Below are 20,569 nucleotides of genomic sequence, written 5' to 3' on the forward strand. Positions count from 1 at the left end.
TAAGTACCCTATAAAAGTTTAAAAAAATACCCTAATATCAGAAAATATGATATTAGGGTATTTTTAAGGCTCTTTTTTTAGAATGTCCTTGACACAGGGTCCACTTTATTAACGGAATGTATGTTTAGCTTCTTTTATTGGTTTATTGTTAACTGGTTCATCTTCAGCATCTTTAATTCCAGGTTTATTATGTCGTTTATTCAAATCATGTTGTATATTCATCTTTGTAGCTTTATTTGGCATTAAAAACTCCCCTTTCTAGGATTATATTAACCACCAGGGACAGTTTTTATTCTAAACTTTTAATATTTGATTTTTTTACATATTAAAGTTTGAACTTCTTTACTATCTCGTCTAATTTAGCCACAATCTTCTCAAGATTTTCAGCGGTATTCGATATTTCTTCCATTGCACTAGTTTGTTCTTCCATAGATGCAGATATTTCCTGCGTTGAGGCTGCAGATTGTTCTGATATTGCTGACATTCCTTCTATCGATTGTAATACCCTATCTTTATTTCTGTCTACATTACTGATATTAGAAACCAAGGTATCTATTTGAGTAATCATATTAGCAATAGCTTTTTCTATTACATTAAAAGATTTTTGTGATAGCTCCATAGATAAATTTGCTTCTTTATTTATATTTGCTCCCTTATTTATATTCATTGTTACTTTACTAATTTCTCCTTGAATTTCTCCAATCATATCTGTAATTTCATTAGTAGCTTCAGCGGTTTTCTCTGCAAGTTTCCTCACTTCTTCAGCTACTACTGCAAATCCTCTTCCAGCTTCTCCAGCTCTTGCTGCTTCAATAGCGGCATTTAGCGCCAAAAGATTAGTTTGTTCTGCTACAGCTTGTATTGTGCTTATAATTTCTCCAATGGAATTTGATTTATTTGCAAGCTCAGATATATTTTCCACTACTTCCTCATTAGACTTATTACTTTCTTTAAATCTTTGAGTAAGCACCATCATAGATTGTAGTCCCTCTGCATTTACTAATTTAGTCTCATTAGAATAATCTTTTAAAAGCTTCGAACTATTTACAGCAGTATTAATTTCTTCCGCAAGATTTGTGAGCTCCCTAGCACCACTTTGTGCATCTTGTACTTGGTTTGTTGCTCCCTTTGCTAGTTCCTCAATTGCCACAGATACTGCTTCTATTGATTGAACAGTTTCATCTGTAGCAATCGTCATATCTTTTGAATATTGCAGAACCTCTTGAGAATTGTTTTGCAAATTAATGGTTATGTCCCTAAGTGCACTTCTTAAGTTAACAACCGCTTTTCCAATAATGCCTGTTTCATCTTTATATTCTAAAACCTTTTCATAACTTTTGTCATAAACTAAATCGAGTTTTGCTGTCTTATCCACTAGCTTACTTATAATTAAAATAGGATTAGATATTTTTTTACTAAAATAAAATGCAATAATTACAGATAACCCTATAACTGATATAGCTAAAATTATAAAGTAGATTACACTCTCAATAAAGGATTTAAACAAAGTGGTCTTTTCCTTTGAAATAAATTTATCTATATCGTCCACATAATTACCTGTACCAATAACCCAATTAAAATCTTTAAAGGCTTTACTATATCCTCTTTTGGGTAATGGTGTTTGTTCTCCTTTTTTAGGGAACCAATAATCTGTATATCCACCTTGTTCTTTTAATCCGTTTTCTATAATTTCTTTGATAATATATTTTTCTTTTACATCCTTTAACTCAAGTCTGTTTGTGCCTTCGGAGACTCCACCAAGAAGAACTACATTTACTCCCTCAACGGTATCTATCCAAAAATACCCACCTTCTCCATATTTCATTTCACGTGTTAAATCTGCTCCAAGCTTCTTAGCCTGTTCTAAAGTCATTTCTCCGGCTTTATATTTTTTGTTAATTCCCTCTAGCATGGTTATAACGTTCTCTACTCCATTTTTGATTTTTTCATCATAATCATTTCTAACGGTGGCATCAATGGTTGTAATATTATTATTACTTAAAACTGACATTCTATAGGCCGCCATTCCCCCAATTAATATTGCTGTTAATAGTACTAATAAAACGTTTAAAGCAATTATTTTAGTGCTTATTTTTCTCATCTACCATCACTCCCTCTTTTAGTGAGTTTCCCCCCATATGTTTTATAAAATCCAACAAACTAATGTACATTTTTTATAATTAACTAAAAATATGTAATTTTATGTATTATAAACTATTATTTTAATTATATTATACATTATATGTAGAAAATGTACACTATAGATGTTCCAAATTTATGTACAATACTCATTTATCAGCCATATCCAGTAGCTTTTTACTTATTGATGTTTTAAATAGATAACAGCTAATCAATATAAAAACCCTATTAGACTTAATAATATAGAAATTCTATAATTAAATTGTTATGGAATAATTTTAAAAGAGTTTTAAGGAGGGTAATACACTATGAATGATTTACCTAAAATATTTAATGAATTCAATGAAGCAAGACAAAAGGGGTTTGTTGATGTAAAAAATTTAAAAGATGATGGAAAAAAAATAGTAGGAACTTATTGCACATATAGTCCCTGGGAGCTTATAATGGCTGCCGGTGCTATTCCTATTTCACTTTGTAGTATGAGTGATGAGCCTATTGCTGAAGCTGAAAAGCACCTTCCGAAAAATTTATGTCCACTTATTAAATCAAGCTATGGCTTTGGTTTAACAGATAAATGTCCGTATTTTTATTTTTCAGATATGATAGTTGGAGAAACTACTTGTGATGGAAAGAAAAAAATGTATGAATATCTTGGACAAATTAAACCAATGCACGTAATGCAATTACCCCAAACTAACAAGGGGGAGGCGGCCTTTAATGCTTGGAAAAATGAAATGATTTTATTTAAAGAGAGATTAGAAAGTGAATTCAACGTAGAAATCACTCAGGAAAAGCTTAAGGAAGCCATTAATCTTAGAAATAGAGAAAGAAAAGCACTAATAGACTTTTATGAACTAGGGAAAATGTGCCCACCTCCTATTACTGGAACTGAAATGTTACAAGTTCTATATGGTGCTACTTTTAAAACAGACAAAGAAGCCCACATAAAAACTCTTACAAAGTTCACCCAAGATATAAAAGAAGACTATGAAAATGGTAATAAAAAAGTAAGTGAAAACACAAAAAGGATATTAATTACTGGTTGTCCTTTAGGGGGAGCTACTGAGAAAATCATTAAAATCATAGAAGAAAATGAGGGCGTAGTTGTTTGTTATGAAAACTGCACAGGGATAAAAGCAACTCAAGAATTAGTAGATGAAAGCATTGATCCAATAGACGCTCTAACTAAAAAATATTTAAACATACCTTGTTCATGTATGAGCCCTAATGATGGAAGAATAAATTCTCTTTCAACTTTAGTAGATGAATACAAAGTGGATGGTGTAATAGATGTAATTCTACAAGCCTGCCATACTTATAGTGTGGAAAGTTATTCAATCAATAAATTTATGAAAGAAGAAAAACATACTCCATATATGAGTTTAGAAACAGATTATTCTCAAAATGATGTAGGACAACTGAAAACAAGAATTGCTGCATTTATTGAAATGCTATAATTTATAAACTTATATAAACAATTAAAAAGAACTGCTCATCTCTAACAATGAGTTCGCTTTTGAGGTGCATATAGAGTAATTATCACATCAAATAGCATATGTTTTAACAATAGAATAAGCAGAAGGTTTAACACAACCTTTCTGCTTATTCTTATTTTATAATATTTAGTTAAACTTAAAATTTTTGACCTCACTTAATTCGGATTTAATGAATGTTGTGAACTATGTACAAACATAGATTATATTTATAACAAACGATTTATAAGGAAAACTCTAATTGAAAATCTCTTATGTCACTTTCGTATAGTTCTTTGTTTATTTCTTCCGCCTCTTTACATCCTATTGCAAAATAAAATGCAATTGTTTCCTCAGCCGAACCAGCACAAATATAAATTTTATCTGCGTTCCATTCACTTGCTATATTTACAGAAAGCATAAATAATTTTTTACCTATTCCTTTATTTCTATATTCTAATGTTATAAACAATTGGTCTAATAAAACATAATTATGCCTTTCGCCAAAGAACTGGCGATTAATTGTTGCAAATCCTAATAATTTATTATCGCTATCAAAAGCACCAATTGCACTTCCCCCATTTAAAATAGTTTCTTTTAAATGGCTAATGTGATATTCATAACCATTCGGCCAATCGCAATCTTGGTAATTTATTTCTACTAACTGCCTTTTTCCATCTACTTCTCTCCATGCTTTTCCTATATATTGAGATGGGTCCATTTCATTTATAAACCGACACTCTTCTACTGATAATTTTCTGTATATAACACTACTCATAAATTACCTCCACATATCTATAATTTTTGCCTTATACAAGAATTAATTCATAATCAAATACAAGGCTGTATGTATCTTGTTTTTAGAATATAGACAACCTATAAGGAAATTATAACATGTTTTCTACATATTAGTAATAAAATAACCTGCAAATAATGTAATAAGGCAAAATTAAAGATTTTATTTGAAATATATTATATCGTTTAGCTCAAGTTTTTTATTTGTTATACCTAATTGTTGAGCAGGGGTTAAGAGTTGTTTATTTAATGTTTTGTAAGGCATACAAAAATTATAGTATGTCCTTAATATTGTAATAGAATATTGTGCATATTTGGGGTTAAAATTAGCATAAACGTAACTTTTTCCATCTGCTCTTGCTGTAGTTAACGGTCTTTCAAGTATTGATAATCTACGATGGATTTGTTGCATAAAAGAGTTAACTGCATAATTATTTACTTTTATGAGTAACCTCGCTAAATGTTCTGTGTCATATCCAGAAACATTAGTTGTACAGTTTATAATTCTTGTACCTTCATCAATGGATGGTAGCGGGTGTTTGAGCGGTCTGTTAGCCCATACTGGATAACTATGTCCTTCATGTTCTATAAAGTTATGGAACTTATGAAATTTTAACTTCTTCGCCATTTTTAAAATGGCAAGATTGGTTTCAGATATATTATTAATCCCATTTATCTTCTTCCATTCTTTTAATGACTCTCTTGCTTCAACATATTCATTAAAGGATTCTTTCTTTGTTTTTCCTTTCTCAACTTGGCAAAGAAAATGTAAAGCATTGCCTTCTTTAATTTCAGGAGCAAAACCCTAAATAATGGTGTTATTATCGAATTATCATCATCTGAAACAAATCTCCATTTATTAGCCTTTATTGTATTCTTAATAAGCCAGTAGTGAGCAAATGCAGTATATGGAGATATAATATGTAAACCATCAATATAACTATCTCTGATATTGAATTTTCTGTGTTTTTCTTTATATTCTTCATATGATTGTGTATCGTTAGCTGTTGGTACTTGTGGACAGTATGAAAATCTATATTTTGCATTTTTACAGGCAAAATCATATAGGTGGTCTTCCTTTAGTAATTTTGTATCAGATGTTATTTCCTCTTGTGTTATATTTCAATCATAAGCAATATCTGCTCTAAAGATATATTTTAAATTTGAATCTCCACTCACTACAATGTAGGTAGGAAACTTCAATTCTTCTACGTCATCATATCTTGTCCCTCCTTTGCCACATCTTCTAACATTATTTAAACTATAAACCATTTTATCAGTATTTAACCATATTCTTTCAAAAGTGTGATTTTCAAACGCTTTACGTTCATGGCTATCCAGGAATTCAAGACATTTTTTATAAAGCCACTCTAATTTATTATAATATGTAGTGGGAGAAACCTGTAGTATTTCACAACTTCTTTTAACAGGAGTACGGTTCAATAAGAGTTTAGCAAATAAAGGTATAATATCATTTTTCTTTTGATGATAACCAAAATTTTCTTCTCTCAAAGGAAGTACATTAGTCATTTTACCACAAGATTTACATTGCCATTTTATTGAGTTTGAACTGCTTTTACCCCTTTTTCTAAAGCTATCTACATTTATATATGGGGTATCTCTTTAAGATTGCATTGCTCTCTATGAAAGTTATATTCAGGAATCCAATCTACGATTTTATCAATGTGTATCAACCGCTTAATTTCTTCTGCTATAGACCAATTAGAATAAGCAGTAGTAGTACATTCTAAAGATATTCCTCCTACGGTATCTGTCTTATTAGGATTGCAAACCATCTTTTTCTTTTCACCCATACCTGACAACTTATACCTAAAAGGTTTATTCTTTATATTATCAAATCTAACTTGTGATTCACCTAACCACTTACAAAATGGATTACTACAATAGTTGAGTTGGATAATATGAATTGTATCATTTATAGATATAGTAATTGGTGTAAACAATGTACCTCTATACTTTTTAGCAAAATCGACAGGTGATAAAATAGGATAATCTTTGTCTCTGTTTTCAATATCCTCATTGGATACAGGTGGCATTATTCTTACTAGAGTGTCGTCTTTCACAATAAGGCGTTTAAGTTTAGCCATGTTGTTCATCCTCTATATTTTGATTTGGGAATGTTTTAGTATATACACGTTTTTTATTTCTTTTATTATGTATCCAATTAAGAAAATTACTATCATCAATAATATTTTTTAAAAATATGTCTACAATTTCTTCCTCGCTGTATCCTGTATATTCAGCATAGTATCGTACAATTGCTCTTGAATGTTCAGATACTATCCAATTTACCTTTTGACCATTTTTATTCTTTGGTTCAATGAAATTCATTTATTAGCCTCCATAAACTTATGGAAGAATAAATATTGATGTTAATTGCAATGTTAATAAGTATAACATTATTAAAAATAACGTTATTAAATCTTCTAATATCAACAAAAATAACGTGCTAATTGTAATGTTAATTAGCACGTTAAATATCATGTTATTTTATTAAATGCACCTCAAAAGCGAACCCGTTGCATCTCTAAAGCAGTTCTCTTTAATTATATAAAATACTATTACTAAGCTCACCAATCATTTAGAATATATTAACGAATAAAGTTCATGAATATTTTTTCTTCTCTTTCTGGTGCTTTAACACTTTCTTTTCCATTTTCAACTAATTTCATAAGCCATGCCATATTCTTACCAAGCACTCTCATGATTTGAGCACCTTCTTCATCTTGCAATGCTTCTCCAGGTCTTGTTCCATTAATAACATTCCAATAATTTGAAGTTGGCATTAACATTTCCGAATAATTAATAAAATTATTCAACTGGTTAAAAGTCGGAATCCCGCCTGCACGCCTTACAGCAACAACAGATGCACCAACCTTATGTCTTAACATTCCATCATTATTACCTGCAACATAAAAAGCTCTATCTAAAAATGATTTCATTGTTCCTCCCATTGCTGAGTAATGAACAGGGGATCCTAAAATTATTCCATCTGCACTCTTCAACTTTTGAATCCACTCATTAACCTCATCACCTGTAAGCACGCATTTTTCATTTTTATTTTTCGCACATTGATTACAAGCAATACATCCTCTAATTGACTTATTACCTACATGTATGATCTCTGTTTGTATTCCTTCTTTTTCTAGTTCATTTAAAACCATCTTAATTGCGTGATAAGTGTTTCCTTCTTTATTTGGACTTCCGTTAAATGCTACAACTCTCATTAGTCTTACCTACCTTCCAATTATATTACTTTATACAAGTTGATTTCTGATTGGCTTTCTTTGAATTCTCCAAATTTTGGAACAATACTAGTGAAATGTTCTGATTTATTATGTAGGTTAATTGCTTCACTATTTTCCCAGACTTCTATAAATGTTAATATATTGCAATTATTTGAATCCTCATATAAGCTGTAAGATATACATCCACTTTCTTTTCTGCTTTCATTTACAAGCCTTTCCGCTAAAACTTTAAATTCCTCAGCTTTACCTTGCTTTATCAAATTTTTTGCAACTATAGTTATCATTAAATTCACTCCTCACAATTTTGTAAATTAAACACATTTCTATTTTAAAGTATACGCTATGAAGAATTATAGAACAAGTACGCACTTTTTTGTAAGGTAACTTACCAAAAGGTATGAATTGTTGTATCATCGGGATTCTTAACATATTTTTTTATATGAATTTGATACTATAGCTCAAATGTTATATACTAATGTTTATTTATAATGTTTACTCTTCATAAATTTTTAATAAGGCAGTGATAACGATGATCATACATAATGGTAAAAATTACGTTTGTAATATTGATCTTGGAATGGAGTTAATTCGTGGCAAATGGAAAGCAGTTATCTTATGTCACCTAAATGATGGTCCAAAGAGATTTTTAGAACTTCAAAGAATAACTTGCGGTGTTAGTCAGAAAGTTCTTAATGAGAAATTACAAGAGCTCCAAAAGGATGGTTTAATTTTAAAAATAGTTTACCCTGAAGTTCCTCCTAAAGTGGAGTTTCTACTAACCGAAATTGGTAAAGACCTTTTCCCGGCATTAGAAATGATACAAAATTGGTCAATTAAGAATTTTCCTAGTGCAAATGAATTATTTTAGTTAGTAAATCTATAAAAATAAGATAGCCTCCCCCTTACTAAACCGTCCTTAACATAAGGTCCATTTTATAACAGGAAAGGCTATCTTTTCTTATAAATCAAACTTCTACAAAGAAGCTATTACATTATAAACTCCATCATCATTATTGCTCTCAGCAATAAAGTTAGCATGTTTCTTAACCTCTTCTGGAGCATTGCCCATGGCATAACTATGGTGAGCTGCTTTAAACATAGTCAAATCATTATAATAATCTCCAAAAACAATGGTGCTTTTTTTATCTATTTTAAATTTATCTTGAAGTATTTTTATAGCATTTCCTTTACTTATACCTTTATTCATTATATCTATCCACTTGCCTCCAGATACAACAAATTCAAGCTTGCCATTCAAGTTTTCTTTTAGATAATCAACTATAGGTGAATTTACACCATCAGCCATATAATAAGTAATCTTATATATTGTTTTTTTTACTTCACTAAAAGATTTTAGTATTATTACAGGCACCCCACAAGATGTAAATTCATTCAACATAATTTCTGATGGATTTACTATATACGCTTCATTTTCTCCAGCTAAGAATAATTCTTCTCCCAACTCTGGTTTTAAATTTATTACGTGCTCTAGTTCTTCCTTATCAATGCTGTTTGCATAAAGGGTCTTCCCTTTGTTATTATACTTAACAAGAGCTCCATTATGAGCAATGAATATCATATCCGTATTTACCTTGTCGAAGTTTTTGCTCAGTTGAGAGTAAAACCTACCACTGGCTGCTGCAAATTTTATATCTTTCTCATTAAAAGCATGAATTAAATCAAATATTTTTTCATTTATATTTCCATTGTCATTTAACAATGTGCCATCCATATCAGTTGCAATGAGTTTAACCATATATGTGTTTCCTCCCTTTTGCTTTTATTTACTTTCAATAGTTGTTAACCGTCCCCACTGTATTAAAAAAAAAGAGCTATAAACGAACTAATGTCCATTTATAGCTCATAAATATGTTTTAATTTTTATTAAAGGTGTTACTTGATTATATCATTATTTTACATACATTGTTTGTAAATTCTACTGGGTCATTAATTGGAAGCCCCTCGATAAGCAATGCTTGATTATATAGTATACTGGTATATAAATTAAACTTATCTTTATCATTTTCAAAAGACTCTTTAAGCGCTTTAAACATATCATGGTTTATATTTATTTCTAAAACCTTGTCTGCTTTTATATTTTCGCTGTTAGGCATAGCATTTAATACTTTTTCCATTTCTATTGTAAGGTCACCATCATTTGATAAACATACTGGGTAGTTCTTAAGTCTCTTTGATGCCCTAACATCTTTAACCTTATCTGATAAAAGTTTTTTCATGTTTTCAAATAATTCTTTACTTTCTTTGTCATCCACTTTAGAAGCGTCTTCTTTTTCTTCTACTTCTATACCTAAGTCACCACTTGATACAGACTTAAACTCTTTTTCTTTATATGCCATTATCATTCTTATTGCAAATTCATCTACATCATCTGTAAAGTATAGAATTTCAAATCCCTTATCTGATACCATTTCAATTTGTGGCAATTTTTCTATTCGCTCGTTTGAGTCTCCAGCAGCATAATAAATATATTTTTGATCTTCAGGCATTCTAGAAACATATTCATCTAAAGAGACCATTTTTTTCTCTTTTGATGAATAAAATAGTAATAAGTCTTGTAATACTTCTTTATTACTTCCAAAATCGCTATAAATACCATATTTTAATTGTCTTCCGAAGGATTTATAAAATTCATCATATTTTTCTCTTTCATTTTTCAATAAATTGTCTAACTCGTTCTTAATTTTAGTTTTTATGTTTTTAGCTATTAGTTTCAGCTGTCTATCATGTTGCAATACCTCTCTTGATATATTAAGTGATAGATCCTCTGAATCAACTATTCCTTTTACAAAACTAAAATAATCAGGTAATAAATCTGCACACTTATTCATAATTAAGACGCCGCTTGAATATAACTCTAGGCCCTTTTCATATTCTTTTGTATAGAAATCATAAGGCATTTTTTCTGGTATATACAATATTGCGTTATAACTTATAGCTCCATCAACACTGATATGAATATGCTTTGTTGGTTTATCAAAACCATAGTGTTTTTCTGCATAAAAGTTGTTATAATCTTCATCTGTAAGTTCACCTTTATTTTTTCTCCATATAGGAACCATGCTATTTACAGTCTTTTCCACTGTGAAGTCCTCATGTTCTGTTTCACTGCCTTCTTTAAGTCTTGATTCACTTACTTCCATTTTAATTGGATATCTAATAAAATCGGAGTATTTCTTTATAATAGATTTTATTCCGTATTCTTCAAGGTATTCATCAAAGTTTTCATCTTCTGTATTTTCTTTTATCTTAAGTATAATCTCCGTACCAATTGAATCTTTTTCACAAGGTTCTATGGTATAACCATCTGCACCATTAGATTCCCACTTGTGTGCTTCATCACTACCTAAAACTTTACTAATAACAGTAATTTTATCAGCTACCATAAACGCAGAATAGAATCCTACGCCAAACTGTCCAATTATGTCATATCCATCTTTTATATCATTTTCTTTTTTAAAGGCCAAAGATCCGCTCTTAGCTATAACACCAAGGTTATCACTAAGTTCCTCTTCTGACATTCCAATGCCTGTATCAGAAATTTTTAATATTCTGTTTTCCTTGTCATTTGCTATTGTAATGTAGTAGTTCTCTTTATCAAAAGTTAGAGTTTCATCTGTCAATGTCTTATAATAAATTTTATCAATAGCATCACTAGCATTAGAAATAAGTTCTCTTAAAAAAATATCTCTATGAGTATATATTGAATTTACCATCATATCCAGAATTCTTTTAGACTCCGTTTTAAACTGTTTCTTTTCCAATTAAAAAATCCCCTTTCGTAACAAATCCTATTGTTTTTTTATTTGTTAGCACTCTATCTTGTCGAGTGCTAAATATACTACTAAAATACACCTTTTTTTATAATTTGTCAATGCACTATTTTCCATTTGCATTATTTAGTCTTCTACTTGTAAACAATTATTTTATTCAATTCTCTATATTTTATCATATTTAACTATTATAATGCAAAAATGATTTAATAATTTAAAAAACAAATGCATTATTTTTTTCCATTATAATAGAATTAAAGGAAATATTCAAGTAACTTTTAGGCCACAAAAATATAGGCATTCCTCATTTGGAATGCCTATATTTATTAGTGTATTCCTACAATATCTTCTCTCTTTTGTTTTTTATTGCATATCTTTTTCCTTCTTGTTTCAAGTTCAGTAACAACATCTTCTACTTTTACACCTTGCGACACCATAAGTACTAAAATGTGATATGCTAAATCTGATATTTCTGAAACTATTTCTTTAGTGTCATTGTTCTTGCTGCTAATTATAACTTCCGCACTTTCTTCGCCTATTTTTTTTAAGATTTTATCCAAGCCTTCTTCAAAAAGATAACTTGTGTAAGAGCCTTCTATAGGATTTTCTTTTCTTTCTTCAATTATTTTATAAAGCTCCTGTACTACGTTTATTTCATTCATTTTTAAATCCCCTTCTCTATTGATTTTAGCATCTATATCTTCTTTGATATTGATTTTGATTTTTTATCTAAGCTTCAACCTTCGAAATTTCCCTGTAAAAACAACTTTCATTTCCAGTATGGCAAGCTACTCCAATTTGTTCTACTTTTATAAGAATTGTATCTCCATCACAATCAATCAACATTTTTTTTACATATTGAAAATGCCCTGAGGTTTCTCCTTTATTCCATAACTTATTTCTAGCTCTACTAAAGAACCAAGTTGTTCCAGTTTCAATAGTTTTTTTCAAGGATTCTTCGTTCATATATGCAAGCATCAAAATCTTTCCACTATTATGATCCTGCACTATTACAGGTACCAACCCATTATTATATTGGATTTCCACTATGTCATCCACGACCTCACCACATTTCTTTATTTTTCATTAGATTCTAATTTGTACACCACTATTTTTAAGATACTCTTTTACTTTTCTAATGGATAGTTCTTTATAATGAAACAATGAAGCTGCTAGTGCAGCATCTGCACCACTTTTTTCGAAAACCTCATAAAAGTCCTCTATTTTCCCACAGCCACCGGATGCAATCACAGGAATATTTACGCTGCTTGTAATTGCATTTATGAATTCTATATCAAATCCTTGTTTTGTTCCATCTGCATCCATACTTGTTAAGAGTATTTCTCCTGCCCCTAGCTCTTCTACCTTTTTTGCCCACTTCACTGCATCAAGGCCCGTATTTATTCTTCCACCATTTATTACTACATGCCACCCTAAACCGTTCTCATTCTTTTTTCCATCTATAGCAACCACTACACATTGGCTTCCAAATTTTGCTGTTGCCTCGTAAATAAGCTCTGGCCTTCGAATTGCAGCAGAGTTTATAGATATTTTATCTGCTCCAGCTCTTAATGTTTCTTTAAAATCCTCTATACTCTTAATTCCTCCACCTACTGTCAAGGGAATAAACACCTTTTCGGCAGTTCGCTTTACTATATCCAACATATTTTTTCTGCCCTCATGAGTGGCTGTAATATCTAGAAATACAATTTCATCTGCCCCTTCACTGTTATAAAATTCTGCGATTTCTACGGGGTCTCCTACATCTGTTAGATTTATAAAATTGATTCCCTTCATCACCCTTCCCATAGTTACATCTAGGCAAGGAATGATTCGCTTAGTAAGCATAGGGCATCCTCCTTCCCTCAGAGATTGCTTCTGCTAGAGATATATTCCCAGTGTATAGTGCTTTTCCTATAATGGCTCCATACATATTCATCTTCGCAAGTTTTTTTATATCGTCAATGTCTTTCATACCACCAGAGGCAATAATATTACAAGACACCTCATCGTTTATCTTCCCTGTTGCTTCAAAATTAGGACCAGTCAAAGTGCCATCCCTACTTATATCTGTAAAAATAATAGTTTTCACGCCTATGCTTTCCATTTGTTTTGCAAAATATATATATTCTATTTTGCTACTGGTTCTCCAACCTTGCACTGCTACATAGCCATCCCTTGCATCAATTCCAATGGCAATTTTATCTCCAAATTTTTTTACTGCCTCTTTTACTAGTGACGGATTGTTCAAAGCTGCAGTACCCAATATTACTCGATTCAAACCCTTTTTAAGTAGCATTTCAATGGTATCCAAACTCCTTATACCACCACCTAACTGTATAGGTATATTTATATTTGTTATAACTTTATTTATACTATTTGCATTCCCAATAGTTCCACTTAGAGCTCCATCCAAATCTACCATATGTAGATATTCTGCTCCCTGGGCTTCGAAGCTTAGGGCTGTTTGTAGTGGTTCTTCCCCTACTACCTCTGATGAAGAAAATTCTCCTTGATAAAGTCTAACGCATTTTCCATTCTTCATGTCTATAGCTGGAAATATCTTCATTAAATTATCCCTCCAAAGTTTTTAAGTAAATTCATTCCAGCCTCTCCACTTTTCTCTGGATGGAACTGCAAACCAAATATATTACCCTTACTTACTATTACTGGTATCTTTTTTTCATACATACTATAGGCATTTACTATGTTGTCCTCGGCAACTTGCGCATAATAAGAATGAACGAAATATACATAACTATTCTCTATTACACCTTCCAGAAGTGGTGAATTAGTTTCAAAAAACAAATCATTCCAACCCATATGAGGAATTTTTATAGAACCATCTAGTTTCACAATGGTTCCTTTTAAAAGTCCTAAGCCTTCGCATTTTTCAATTTCTTCACTTCTATCAAAGAATAGTTGCATACCTAGACATATACCAAGTATTGGCTTACCTTCCTTCGCTGCTCTTTTTATTACTACATCAAGTCCACTATCCCTTAGATTTTTCATTGCATCAGGAAATGCCCCTACACCGGGAACAATAATACTTCTACTATTTGCGATTTCTTCCTTTTCTGAAGATATTATAGATTTAATATTCAAAGCATTAAGCGCATTTTGAACACTTTTCAAATTTCCCACACCATAATCCACTATAGCTATCATAGTATTCCTCCTTATAGACATCCTTTCGTAGAAAGTACGCCTTTTATTCGCTGGTCATAGGTTAAGGCTTCACTTAATGCTTTTCCAAAAGCTTTGAATAGTGCTTCCACCATATGATGATTATTTTTACCATAAAGTACTCTCGCATGAAGTGTTATTCCACCATTTATTGCAACAGCCCTAAAAAACTCCTCCACCATCTCTGTATCAAAACCTCCAAGGTGATCTACTGTAAAATCCCCTTCAAATACAAGGTAAGGTCTACCACTCAAATCTAGCGACACTGTGGCCAAAGTTTCATCCATAGGTACAAAACTGCTTCCATATCTTTTTATTCCCTCTTTGGCCTTCATTGCCTCTTTTATAACACTGCCAAGTACTATACCTACATCTTCAATTGTATGATGAGAATCCACATTTAAATCCCCTACTACAGCTACATATAAATCCAAAAGCCCATGTTTTGCAAAAAGACATAACATATGATCAAAGAAACCTATGCCCGTATCTCCTTCATATTTTCCAGAACCATCTAAGTTTATACTGATATCAATCTTTGTTTCGTTACTTGCTCTAACAATTTTTGCTTGTCTTGAAATCACATACCTCACCCCTCTAATTCTTGAAGTCAATATATACAAAGCTTATGAAATTACTTTATTTTCCTGGGAAATATTGTTTAATAAATATTCATTTTCTTCTCTACTTCCTATTGTTATTCTTAAACAATTTTGTAATGCATAGGACGTAAACCTTCGTACATTTATGCCACTGTCTAAAAGTCGTTGTTTCATTATTTGTGCATTTTCAACTTCAATTAATATAAAATTTGCTTGTGCATTATAGAGTTTTATTCCATTAATATCTTTCAATTTATCCCATAAATATACTCTTTCTTTGAGTATACCTTCCACATTATTATGTATTACTTGTGAATCTTTTAAGACAACAGTTGCAATACATTGCGAAATCGCATTCACATTATAAGGAGGCTTTACTTTCTTAAGTTCTCCCATTAGAATGGAACTCGTAATCAAAAATCCCAGTCTTATTGCAGCAAGTCCAATCTTAGAACAGGTTCTAAGTACAATTAAGTTTTCATAATCTTGAATTTTATCTACCATGCTTTCACCATAAAATTCAAAGTAAGCCTCATCTATAACTACAATGCAGCTGCATCCTTCTATTATTTTTATAATGTCAGTTCTTTTAATAATTCCACCTGTAGGATTATTTGGATTTGATAAAAATACAATTTTAACATTTTCCCCGTTGGCCATTGAAATAAAAGCATTTACATCTAATTTTAAATCTTCATCTAGTGGAAATTCAATGGGAATTCCTCCTGCAACTTTAGTATATAATCCATACATTGAAAAATCAGGACTTTGTACTGCTACCTTATCTCCTGTATTTATAAAAGTATTTGCAATAATTTGTATACATTCATCTGAACCATTTCCCGCCATTACATTAATACTTTTAACATTTGCATATTGTGCATAGAGATCACATACCGTAGATGCGCTTGCATCAGGATACCTATTAAAAATAGAATCCTCTATAGCCCAACTTATTTTCGTCCTAATCTCTTGAGGAAGGTTACTAAAGCACTCATTGGCATCCAACCTGACTTTATAATCAGTTTTTGAAGCTTCATATGCCTTAAAATCACTTAAATCGCTTCTAAAATAATCCTGTATCATGATTCTAACCTCACTTTTATAGAATTTCCATGGGCAGTTAAGCCTTCAACCTCTGTAAGTTTTATTACTTTATCCGCAACCTCACACAATGCATCCTTTGTATAGTATATATAACTTGATTTCTTTATAAAATCATCTACAGATAATGGGGAAAAGAATCTTGCGCTGCCACTGGTTGGAAGAACATGGTTGGGGCCTGCAATATAGTCTCCGAGTGGTTCTGGTGAATACTTACCTAAAAATATGGAACCTGCATTTTTTATATCCCCTAAAAAATCAAATGGATTGTTTAATAGAACTTCAAGATGTTCTGGTGCAATTTTATTGGCCAAATCTATAGCCTCTTTTATATTTTGGGAAATTAAGATAACTCCGTATTTTTCCAAGGATTCACTTATAATATCTTTCCTACTCATAGTTTTTATCTGAATTTCTAGCTCGCACGCGACCTTTTCTGCAAGTTCTCTTGAAGTGGTTATAAGCATTGCAGAGGCTAGCACATCATGCTCTGCTTGAGACATTAAATCCGCTGCAATAAACTTTTCATTGGCAGTATCATCTGCAATAATTAATATTTCACTGGGACCTGCAATCATATCTATATCTACATATCCAAATACGCTTTTTTTTGCCATGGCAACGTAAATGTTTCCTGGCCCTACTATTTTATCAACTTTAGAAATACATTTCGTCCCAAATGCAAGTCCGGCGATTGCTTGAGCACCGCCTACTTTATAAATTTTGTCCACTCCTGCTATATCTGCTGCCACTAAAATATGAGGATTCACACTTCCGTCAGCTGTGGGTGGGGTTACCATCACTAGATTTTTAACACCAGCCACCTTTGCCGGAATTGCGTTCATAATAACTGTGGATGGATAGGCGGCTGTACCACCAGGTACATATATCCCTACACTTTCAAGACCTCTTACAGTTTGGCCTAAAATAACACCCTTTTCTTTTGTCATCATCCAAGAGTTCTTCACTTGATTTTCATGAAATTCCTTCACATTTTGCTTTGCTAGGGTTATTGCGTCTAAAAAATCTTTGTCTACCATTTCATACGCTTTTTTAATTTCATCGGATGTTACAATAAGATTCTCTAAGGTAACAAATTTGCTATCAAATTTTTGTGTATACTCTATTATTGCATCATCGCCTCTAGTTTTTACATCTTCTAAAATTTTATCCACTATAATATTTACATCCCTTTGAACCTCTTCTGCTCTTTTTTTTAGAAATTCTATGTACTCTTTTCCCTCATTGCTACTTGCCTCAGTAATTTTCATCATGATACCGTCACCTCATTCCTATCTACGTATTGTTGAACCTTGTCTATCAAATTGCTGATTTTTTCCTTTTTCATCTTCATACTGGCTCTGTTTACGATCATTCTTGCACTAATATCACAAATTTTTTCTATAATAATTAATCCATTTTCTTTTAAAGTGTCTCCTGTTTCAACTAAATCTACAATTGCATCAGATAACCCTAATATAGGGGCAAGTTCTACTGACCCATCAAGTTTAATAATTTCTATATCCTCATTATTTCTTTTAAAATATCCCTTTGCTATTGTGGGATATTTGGTAGCTATTTTTTTACGGTTGCATCCATCATAGCTTAGAAAATTTGGTAAGGATGCCACAGCAAACATACATTTGCCAACCTTTAAATCTACTACTTCATAAAATTCCTTATTCTGTTCCATTAAAGTATCCTTACCAACGATTCCAATATCCGCCGCACCATGTTCTACATAGGTTAAAACATCTGTAGATTTAACAAGGATAAATTCTATATTGCTTTTTACATCCTTAAAGATTAATTTTCTTCCTTTATTTTTCAGCTCAGTACAATCTATTCCCAGGTCTTCAAACATTGTGATAGCATACTTTTCTAGTCTTCCTTTTGTTAATGCTATTCTTATTGCTTTCATACTTACTCCTCCAAACTCTTAATAAATTCCTGCATATCTACCTTCCAACTTTTTTTACTTTTAATATCTGTTATTTCAACTTTTTCATCTTCAAAGATATAAATCATTTTATCTAGTTTTTTTTGCTCACCATAGATTAAAGTTTTTTCTTTTTCGTCATATAAGCACAATTCACAAACAAAGCTTTTTTCTCTAATTTGTGCTGCAAATTTGAATGCATCTCCTACTTGTGAATTTTTATAATGAATAAGAAATTTCAACCTACCTTTTTCATTATTATTTCCTTGTTTTTCAAGAACAGATAATATGTTGTCCACATCTATGGCAAATCCAACTGCTGGCATAGTTTCACCAAACTTTGAGATTAAATTGTCATATCTTCCTCCACTTATAATTGTATTTCCAACTTCACTACTGTATCCTCTAAAAGTAATGCCTGTGTAATAATCAATATGCTGTACCATTCCTAAATCTATAGAAATATATTTGCCCAGGCCTACATTTTCTATCCTTTCATGTATTTTTTCTATAGTATCTAATGCAGCTTGTGCTCTTTTATTTCCGGTTAACTTTCTTGCCTTTGCAAGTATTTCAATGCCACCAAATAGCTCTGGCAATTTTTTTAAAGCTAATATATCTTTTGCACCAAATTTTCCTTCTTTTTCTTCTATAAACTCTCGTAGTGCTCCAAAGTTTTTATTTTCAACAAACCTTCTTAATTTTTCCATTTCATCTTCAGTAAGATCTATATCCTCAATAAGACCTTTGAAAAACTCAGCTTGTCCTATTTCAAGTTCGAATTTTTTTACCCCTATAGCAAGTAGTGCCTGAATAGCAGTTATAATTACTTCTTCGTCTGCCTTTGGGCTTTCACTTCCTATTATTTCAATTCCAGATTGAGTGGTTTCACTGACCTTTCCCTCCCAATTTTCATTCATTCTAAATATATTTCCGCTGTAGCATATTCGAAGTGGATATAATGAATCTTTAAGCTTTGTTGCAACAATTCTTGCTATTGGCATTGTCATATCTGGTCTTAACACCAATATCCTTCCTACATTATCAAAAAATTTATACATTTTTTCCTGTTCAATGAATATATTATCTCCCTGAAAAACGTCATAAAATTCTAAGGTAGGGGATATTACTTCTGTGAAACCAGAATTTATATATAATTTCCTAAGTACATTTATAATTTTTATTTTATTATTACAATCCTCAAAAAGTATATCTCTTGAACCTTCCGGTATATGTCTTTTCCAATTATTCAAAATCTCGCTCCTCCGCCTAACTTTATCACTGTATTGCGTTACCTTGTTAAACTAATAAGATAGTACCATCTTTCTTTTTGGAAGTCAAGCCTTGTTTTCTATTTGACTTTCCTCTTGCATTTTATATCCCTGGAAAGTTATTCATAAATGGGGATTTCAAAAAAAATCACTATAGCAACTTAAATTTCAAGCTACTGTAGTGATTAATATATATTTTATATTAGTGACTTACCTTTGACATCTGCCTTATTAAATATATAAATTATTATTCCGCTGCATACAATCCCCAAGACTGCTCCCGATAAAACATCTGTAGGATAAAGGTCTTTGTATTAAAAGATCAAATGCTGGTATATTTGATGAAGGCCTTATGCGTTTAACTATATGTTATAATATATCATTTTATTATTCCCCTTTTTTCTTACTACACTTATATCTCTTTACATTATCATATATTTATAAGATTAAAATCAGATTAAAAATTTCTTATATCTAGCTTAAAAACTAATAAAGCTTAGGAATGTTTTTATAAGTCCTAAGCTTTATTATCAAGTATATCTATTTATTGGTGATGATGTTCACCATGATGATTGCAGGTTACATCTCTATCTTCCAAGGTTCCATTAATATACTCTTCAATTACTTTTTTATATTCTCCAGATGCTCCCTTTATTACTTTAAGGCCATTCTGTTGTAAGCCACTAATTGCGCCTCCACCAATTCCTCCAGTAATAACTACCGTTGCTCCATGTGCTGCAAGTAAGTCTGCTAATCCTTGGTGCTTATGTGCAAGCTCTACTGAAGATATTTCTTCAATACTTACAATTTTTTTATCTTCTATAGTTGCAATTACAAAACTTTCACTCATTCCAAAATGTTGATTTACCATATTACCCTTATTAGGTAGTGCTATTTTCATATTTTTTACCTCCATTTTTATTTTTGTTATGTATGTTTTTTATTTTTTTACATTATTGATAGCATACGCCAATAAAATATTACATCATATTAAGATG

Annotated in this window: 24 protein-coding genes; 2 read left to right on the top strand and 22 right to left on the bottom strand. The window is 31.2% G+C overall.

The annotated features are described in order from the left end of the window. Positions 1–108: 108 nt before the first annotated feature. A complete protein-coding gene (locus KPL50_RS27350) occupies positions 109–243 on the bottom strand; it encodes a hypothetical protein (RefSeq protein WP_290443180.1) in 135 nt (44 codons plus the stop codon). An 82-nt stretch (positions 244–325) separates the two neighbouring features. Further along, positions 326–2,101, bottom strand: coding sequence for a methyl-accepting chemotaxis protein (locus tag KPL50_RS00005; RefSeq protein ID WP_216296389.1), 1,776 nt, complete (start codon positions 2,099–2,101; stop codon positions 326–328). 346 nt (positions 2,102–2,447) lie between these two features. Here KPL50_RS00005 and KPL50_RS00010 point away from each other — a divergent pair, with 346 nt between their 5' ends. Then, entirely contained in the window at positions 2,448–3,596 is a 1,149-nt protein-coding gene (locus KPL50_RS00010) for a double-cubane-cluster-containing anaerobic reductase (protein WP_216296390.1), read from the top strand. Positions 3,597–3,855: 259 nt separating this feature from the next. Here KPL50_RS00010 and KPL50_RS00015 read toward each other — a convergent pair whose 3' ends face one another. From KPL50_RS00015 to KPL50_RS00045, 7 genes are all read right to left on the bottom strand, one after another. After that, on the bottom strand, positions 3,856–4,389 hold the full coding sequence (locus tag KPL50_RS00015; RefSeq protein ID WP_216296391.1) for a GNAT family N-acetyltransferase: 534 nt from the start codon (positions 4,387–4,389) through the stop codon (positions 3,856–3,858). 180 nt (positions 4,390–4,569) lie between these two features. After that, positions 4,570–5,034 (bottom strand): hypothetical protein, encoded by a 465-nt coding sequence (locus KPL50_RS00020; protein ID WP_216296392.1) that lies wholly within the window; start codon positions 5,032–5,034, stop codon positions 4,570–4,572. Positions 5,035–5,528: 494 nt separating this feature from the next. Then, complete coding sequence (locus KPL50_RS00025) at positions 5,529–5,918, bottom strand: hypothetical protein (RefSeq protein ID WP_216296393.1); 390 nt, start codon at positions 5,916–5,918, stop codon at positions 5,529–5,531. Between the two features lie 92 nt (positions 5,919–6,010). Then, entirely contained in the window at positions 6,011–6,514 is a 504-nt protein-coding gene (locus KPL50_RS00030) for a hypothetical protein (RefSeq protein WP_216296394.1), read from the bottom strand. Then, positions 6,507–6,758 (bottom strand): hypothetical protein, encoded by a 252-nt coding sequence (locus tag KPL50_RS00035; protein WP_216296395.1) that lies wholly within the window; start codon positions 6,756–6,758, stop codon positions 6,507–6,509. The genes KPL50_RS00030 and KPL50_RS00035 overlap by 8 nt, the downstream gene beginning before the upstream one ends. 260 nt (positions 6,759–7,018) lie before the next feature. Continuing rightward, complete coding sequence (locus tag KPL50_RS00040; RefSeq protein WP_216296396.1) at positions 7,019–7,654, bottom strand: flavodoxin family protein; 636 nt, start codon at positions 7,652–7,654, stop codon at positions 7,019–7,021. A 20-nt stretch (positions 7,655–7,674) separates the two neighbouring features. Further along, positions 7,675–7,959: a putative quinol monooxygenase gene (locus tag KPL50_RS00045; protein ID WP_216296397.1), complete on the bottom strand. Its 285-nt coding sequence runs from the start codon at positions 7,957–7,959 to the stop codon at positions 7,675–7,677. A 245-nt stretch (positions 7,960–8,204) separates the two neighbouring features. Between KPL50_RS00045 and KPL50_RS00050 the strand changes: the two genes are divergently transcribed. Continuing rightward, positions 8,205–8,543: a helix-turn-helix domain-containing protein gene (locus tag KPL50_RS00050; protein ID WP_216296398.1), complete on the top strand. Its 339-nt coding sequence runs from the start codon at positions 8,205–8,207 to the stop codon at positions 8,541–8,543. 105 nt (positions 8,544–8,648) lie between these two features. Here the strand turns inward: KPL50_RS00050 and KPL50_RS00055 are convergent, their stop codons facing one another. From KPL50_RS00055 to KPL50_RS00115, 13 genes are all read right to left on the bottom strand, one after another. Continuing rightward, complete coding sequence (locus KPL50_RS00055; RefSeq protein ID WP_216296399.1) at positions 8,649–9,431, bottom strand: HAD family hydrolase; 783 nt, start codon at positions 9,429–9,431, stop codon at positions 8,649–8,651. Positions 9,432–9,576: 145 nt separating this feature from the next. After that, a complete protein-coding gene (gene htpG, locus KPL50_RS00060) occupies positions 9,577–11,457 on the bottom strand; it encodes a molecular chaperone HtpG (protein WP_216296400.1) in 1,881 nt (626 codons plus the stop codon). 335 nt (positions 11,458–11,792) lie between these two features. Further along, positions 11,793–12,128, bottom strand: coding sequence for a phosphoribosyl-ATP diphosphatase (gene hisE / locus KPL50_RS00065; RefSeq protein WP_216296401.1), 336 nt, complete (start codon positions 12,126–12,128; stop codon positions 11,793–11,795). 67 nt (positions 12,129–12,195) lie between these two features. After that, positions 12,196–12,525 (bottom strand): phosphoribosyl-AMP cyclohydrolase, encoded by a 330-nt coding sequence (hisI, locus tag KPL50_RS00070; RefSeq protein ID WP_216296402.1) that lies wholly within the window; start codon positions 12,523–12,525, stop codon positions 12,196–12,198. 27 nt (positions 12,526–12,552) lie between these two features. Continuing rightward, positions 12,553–13,314, bottom strand: a complete 762-nt coding sequence (hisF, locus tag KPL50_RS00075; protein ID WP_216296403.1) for an imidazole glycerol phosphate synthase subunit HisF — start codon at positions 13,312–13,314, stop codon at positions 12,553–12,555. Further along, complete coding sequence (gene hisA, locus KPL50_RS00080) at positions 13,304–14,035, bottom strand: 1-(5-phosphoribosyl)-5-[(5-phosphoribosylamino)methylideneamino]imidazole-4-carboxamide isomerase (RefSeq protein ID WP_216296404.1); 732 nt, start codon at positions 14,033–14,035, stop codon at positions 13,304–13,306. Before hisA ends, hisF begins: the two co-directional genes overlap by 11 nt. Continuing rightward, a complete protein-coding gene (gene hisH / locus KPL50_RS00085; RefSeq protein WP_216296405.1) occupies positions 14,035–14,637 on the bottom strand; it encodes an imidazole glycerol phosphate synthase subunit HisH in 603 nt (200 codons plus the stop codon). Before hisH ends, hisA begins: the two co-directional genes overlap by 1 nt. Before the next feature lie 11 nt (positions 14,638–14,648). After that, a complete protein-coding gene (gene hisB / locus KPL50_RS00090; protein ID WP_216296870.1) occupies positions 14,649–15,236 on the bottom strand; it encodes an imidazoleglycerol-phosphate dehydratase HisB in 588 nt (195 codons plus the stop codon). Between the two features lie 45 nt (positions 15,237–15,281). Next, on the bottom strand, positions 15,282–16,343 hold the full coding sequence (gene hisC / locus KPL50_RS00095; RefSeq protein WP_216296406.1) for a histidinol-phosphate transaminase: 1,062 nt from the start codon (positions 16,341–16,343) through the stop codon (positions 15,282–15,284). Continuing rightward, positions 16,340–17,635 (bottom strand): histidinol dehydrogenase, encoded by a 1,296-nt coding sequence (gene hisD, locus KPL50_RS00100; RefSeq protein WP_216296407.1) that lies wholly within the window; start codon positions 17,633–17,635, stop codon positions 16,340–16,342. Before hisD ends, hisC begins: the two co-directional genes overlap by 4 nt. Continuing rightward, on the bottom strand, positions 17,632–18,282 hold the full coding sequence (gene hisG, locus KPL50_RS00105) for an ATP phosphoribosyltransferase (RefSeq protein WP_216296408.1): 651 nt from the start codon (positions 18,280–18,282) through the stop codon (positions 17,632–17,634). The genes hisD and hisG overlap by 4 nt, the downstream gene beginning before the upstream one ends. A 2-nt stretch (positions 18,283–18,284) precedes the next feature. After that, complete coding sequence (locus KPL50_RS00110; protein ID WP_216296409.1) at positions 18,285–19,553, bottom strand: ATP phosphoribosyltransferase regulatory subunit; 1,269 nt, start codon at positions 19,551–19,553, stop codon at positions 18,285–18,287. A gap of 562 nt (positions 19,554–20,115) precedes the next feature. Further along, entirely contained in the window at positions 20,116–20,472 is a 357-nt protein-coding gene (locus KPL50_RS00115) for a NifB/NifX family molybdenum-iron cluster-binding protein (protein WP_216296410.1), read from the bottom strand. Between the last annotated feature and the right edge of the window lie 97 nt (positions 20,473–20,569).

The organism is Clostridium sp. CF012 (assembly GCF_018861755.1).
GTDB lineage: Bacteria > Bacillota > Clostridia > Clostridiales > Clostridiaceae > Clostridium_AD.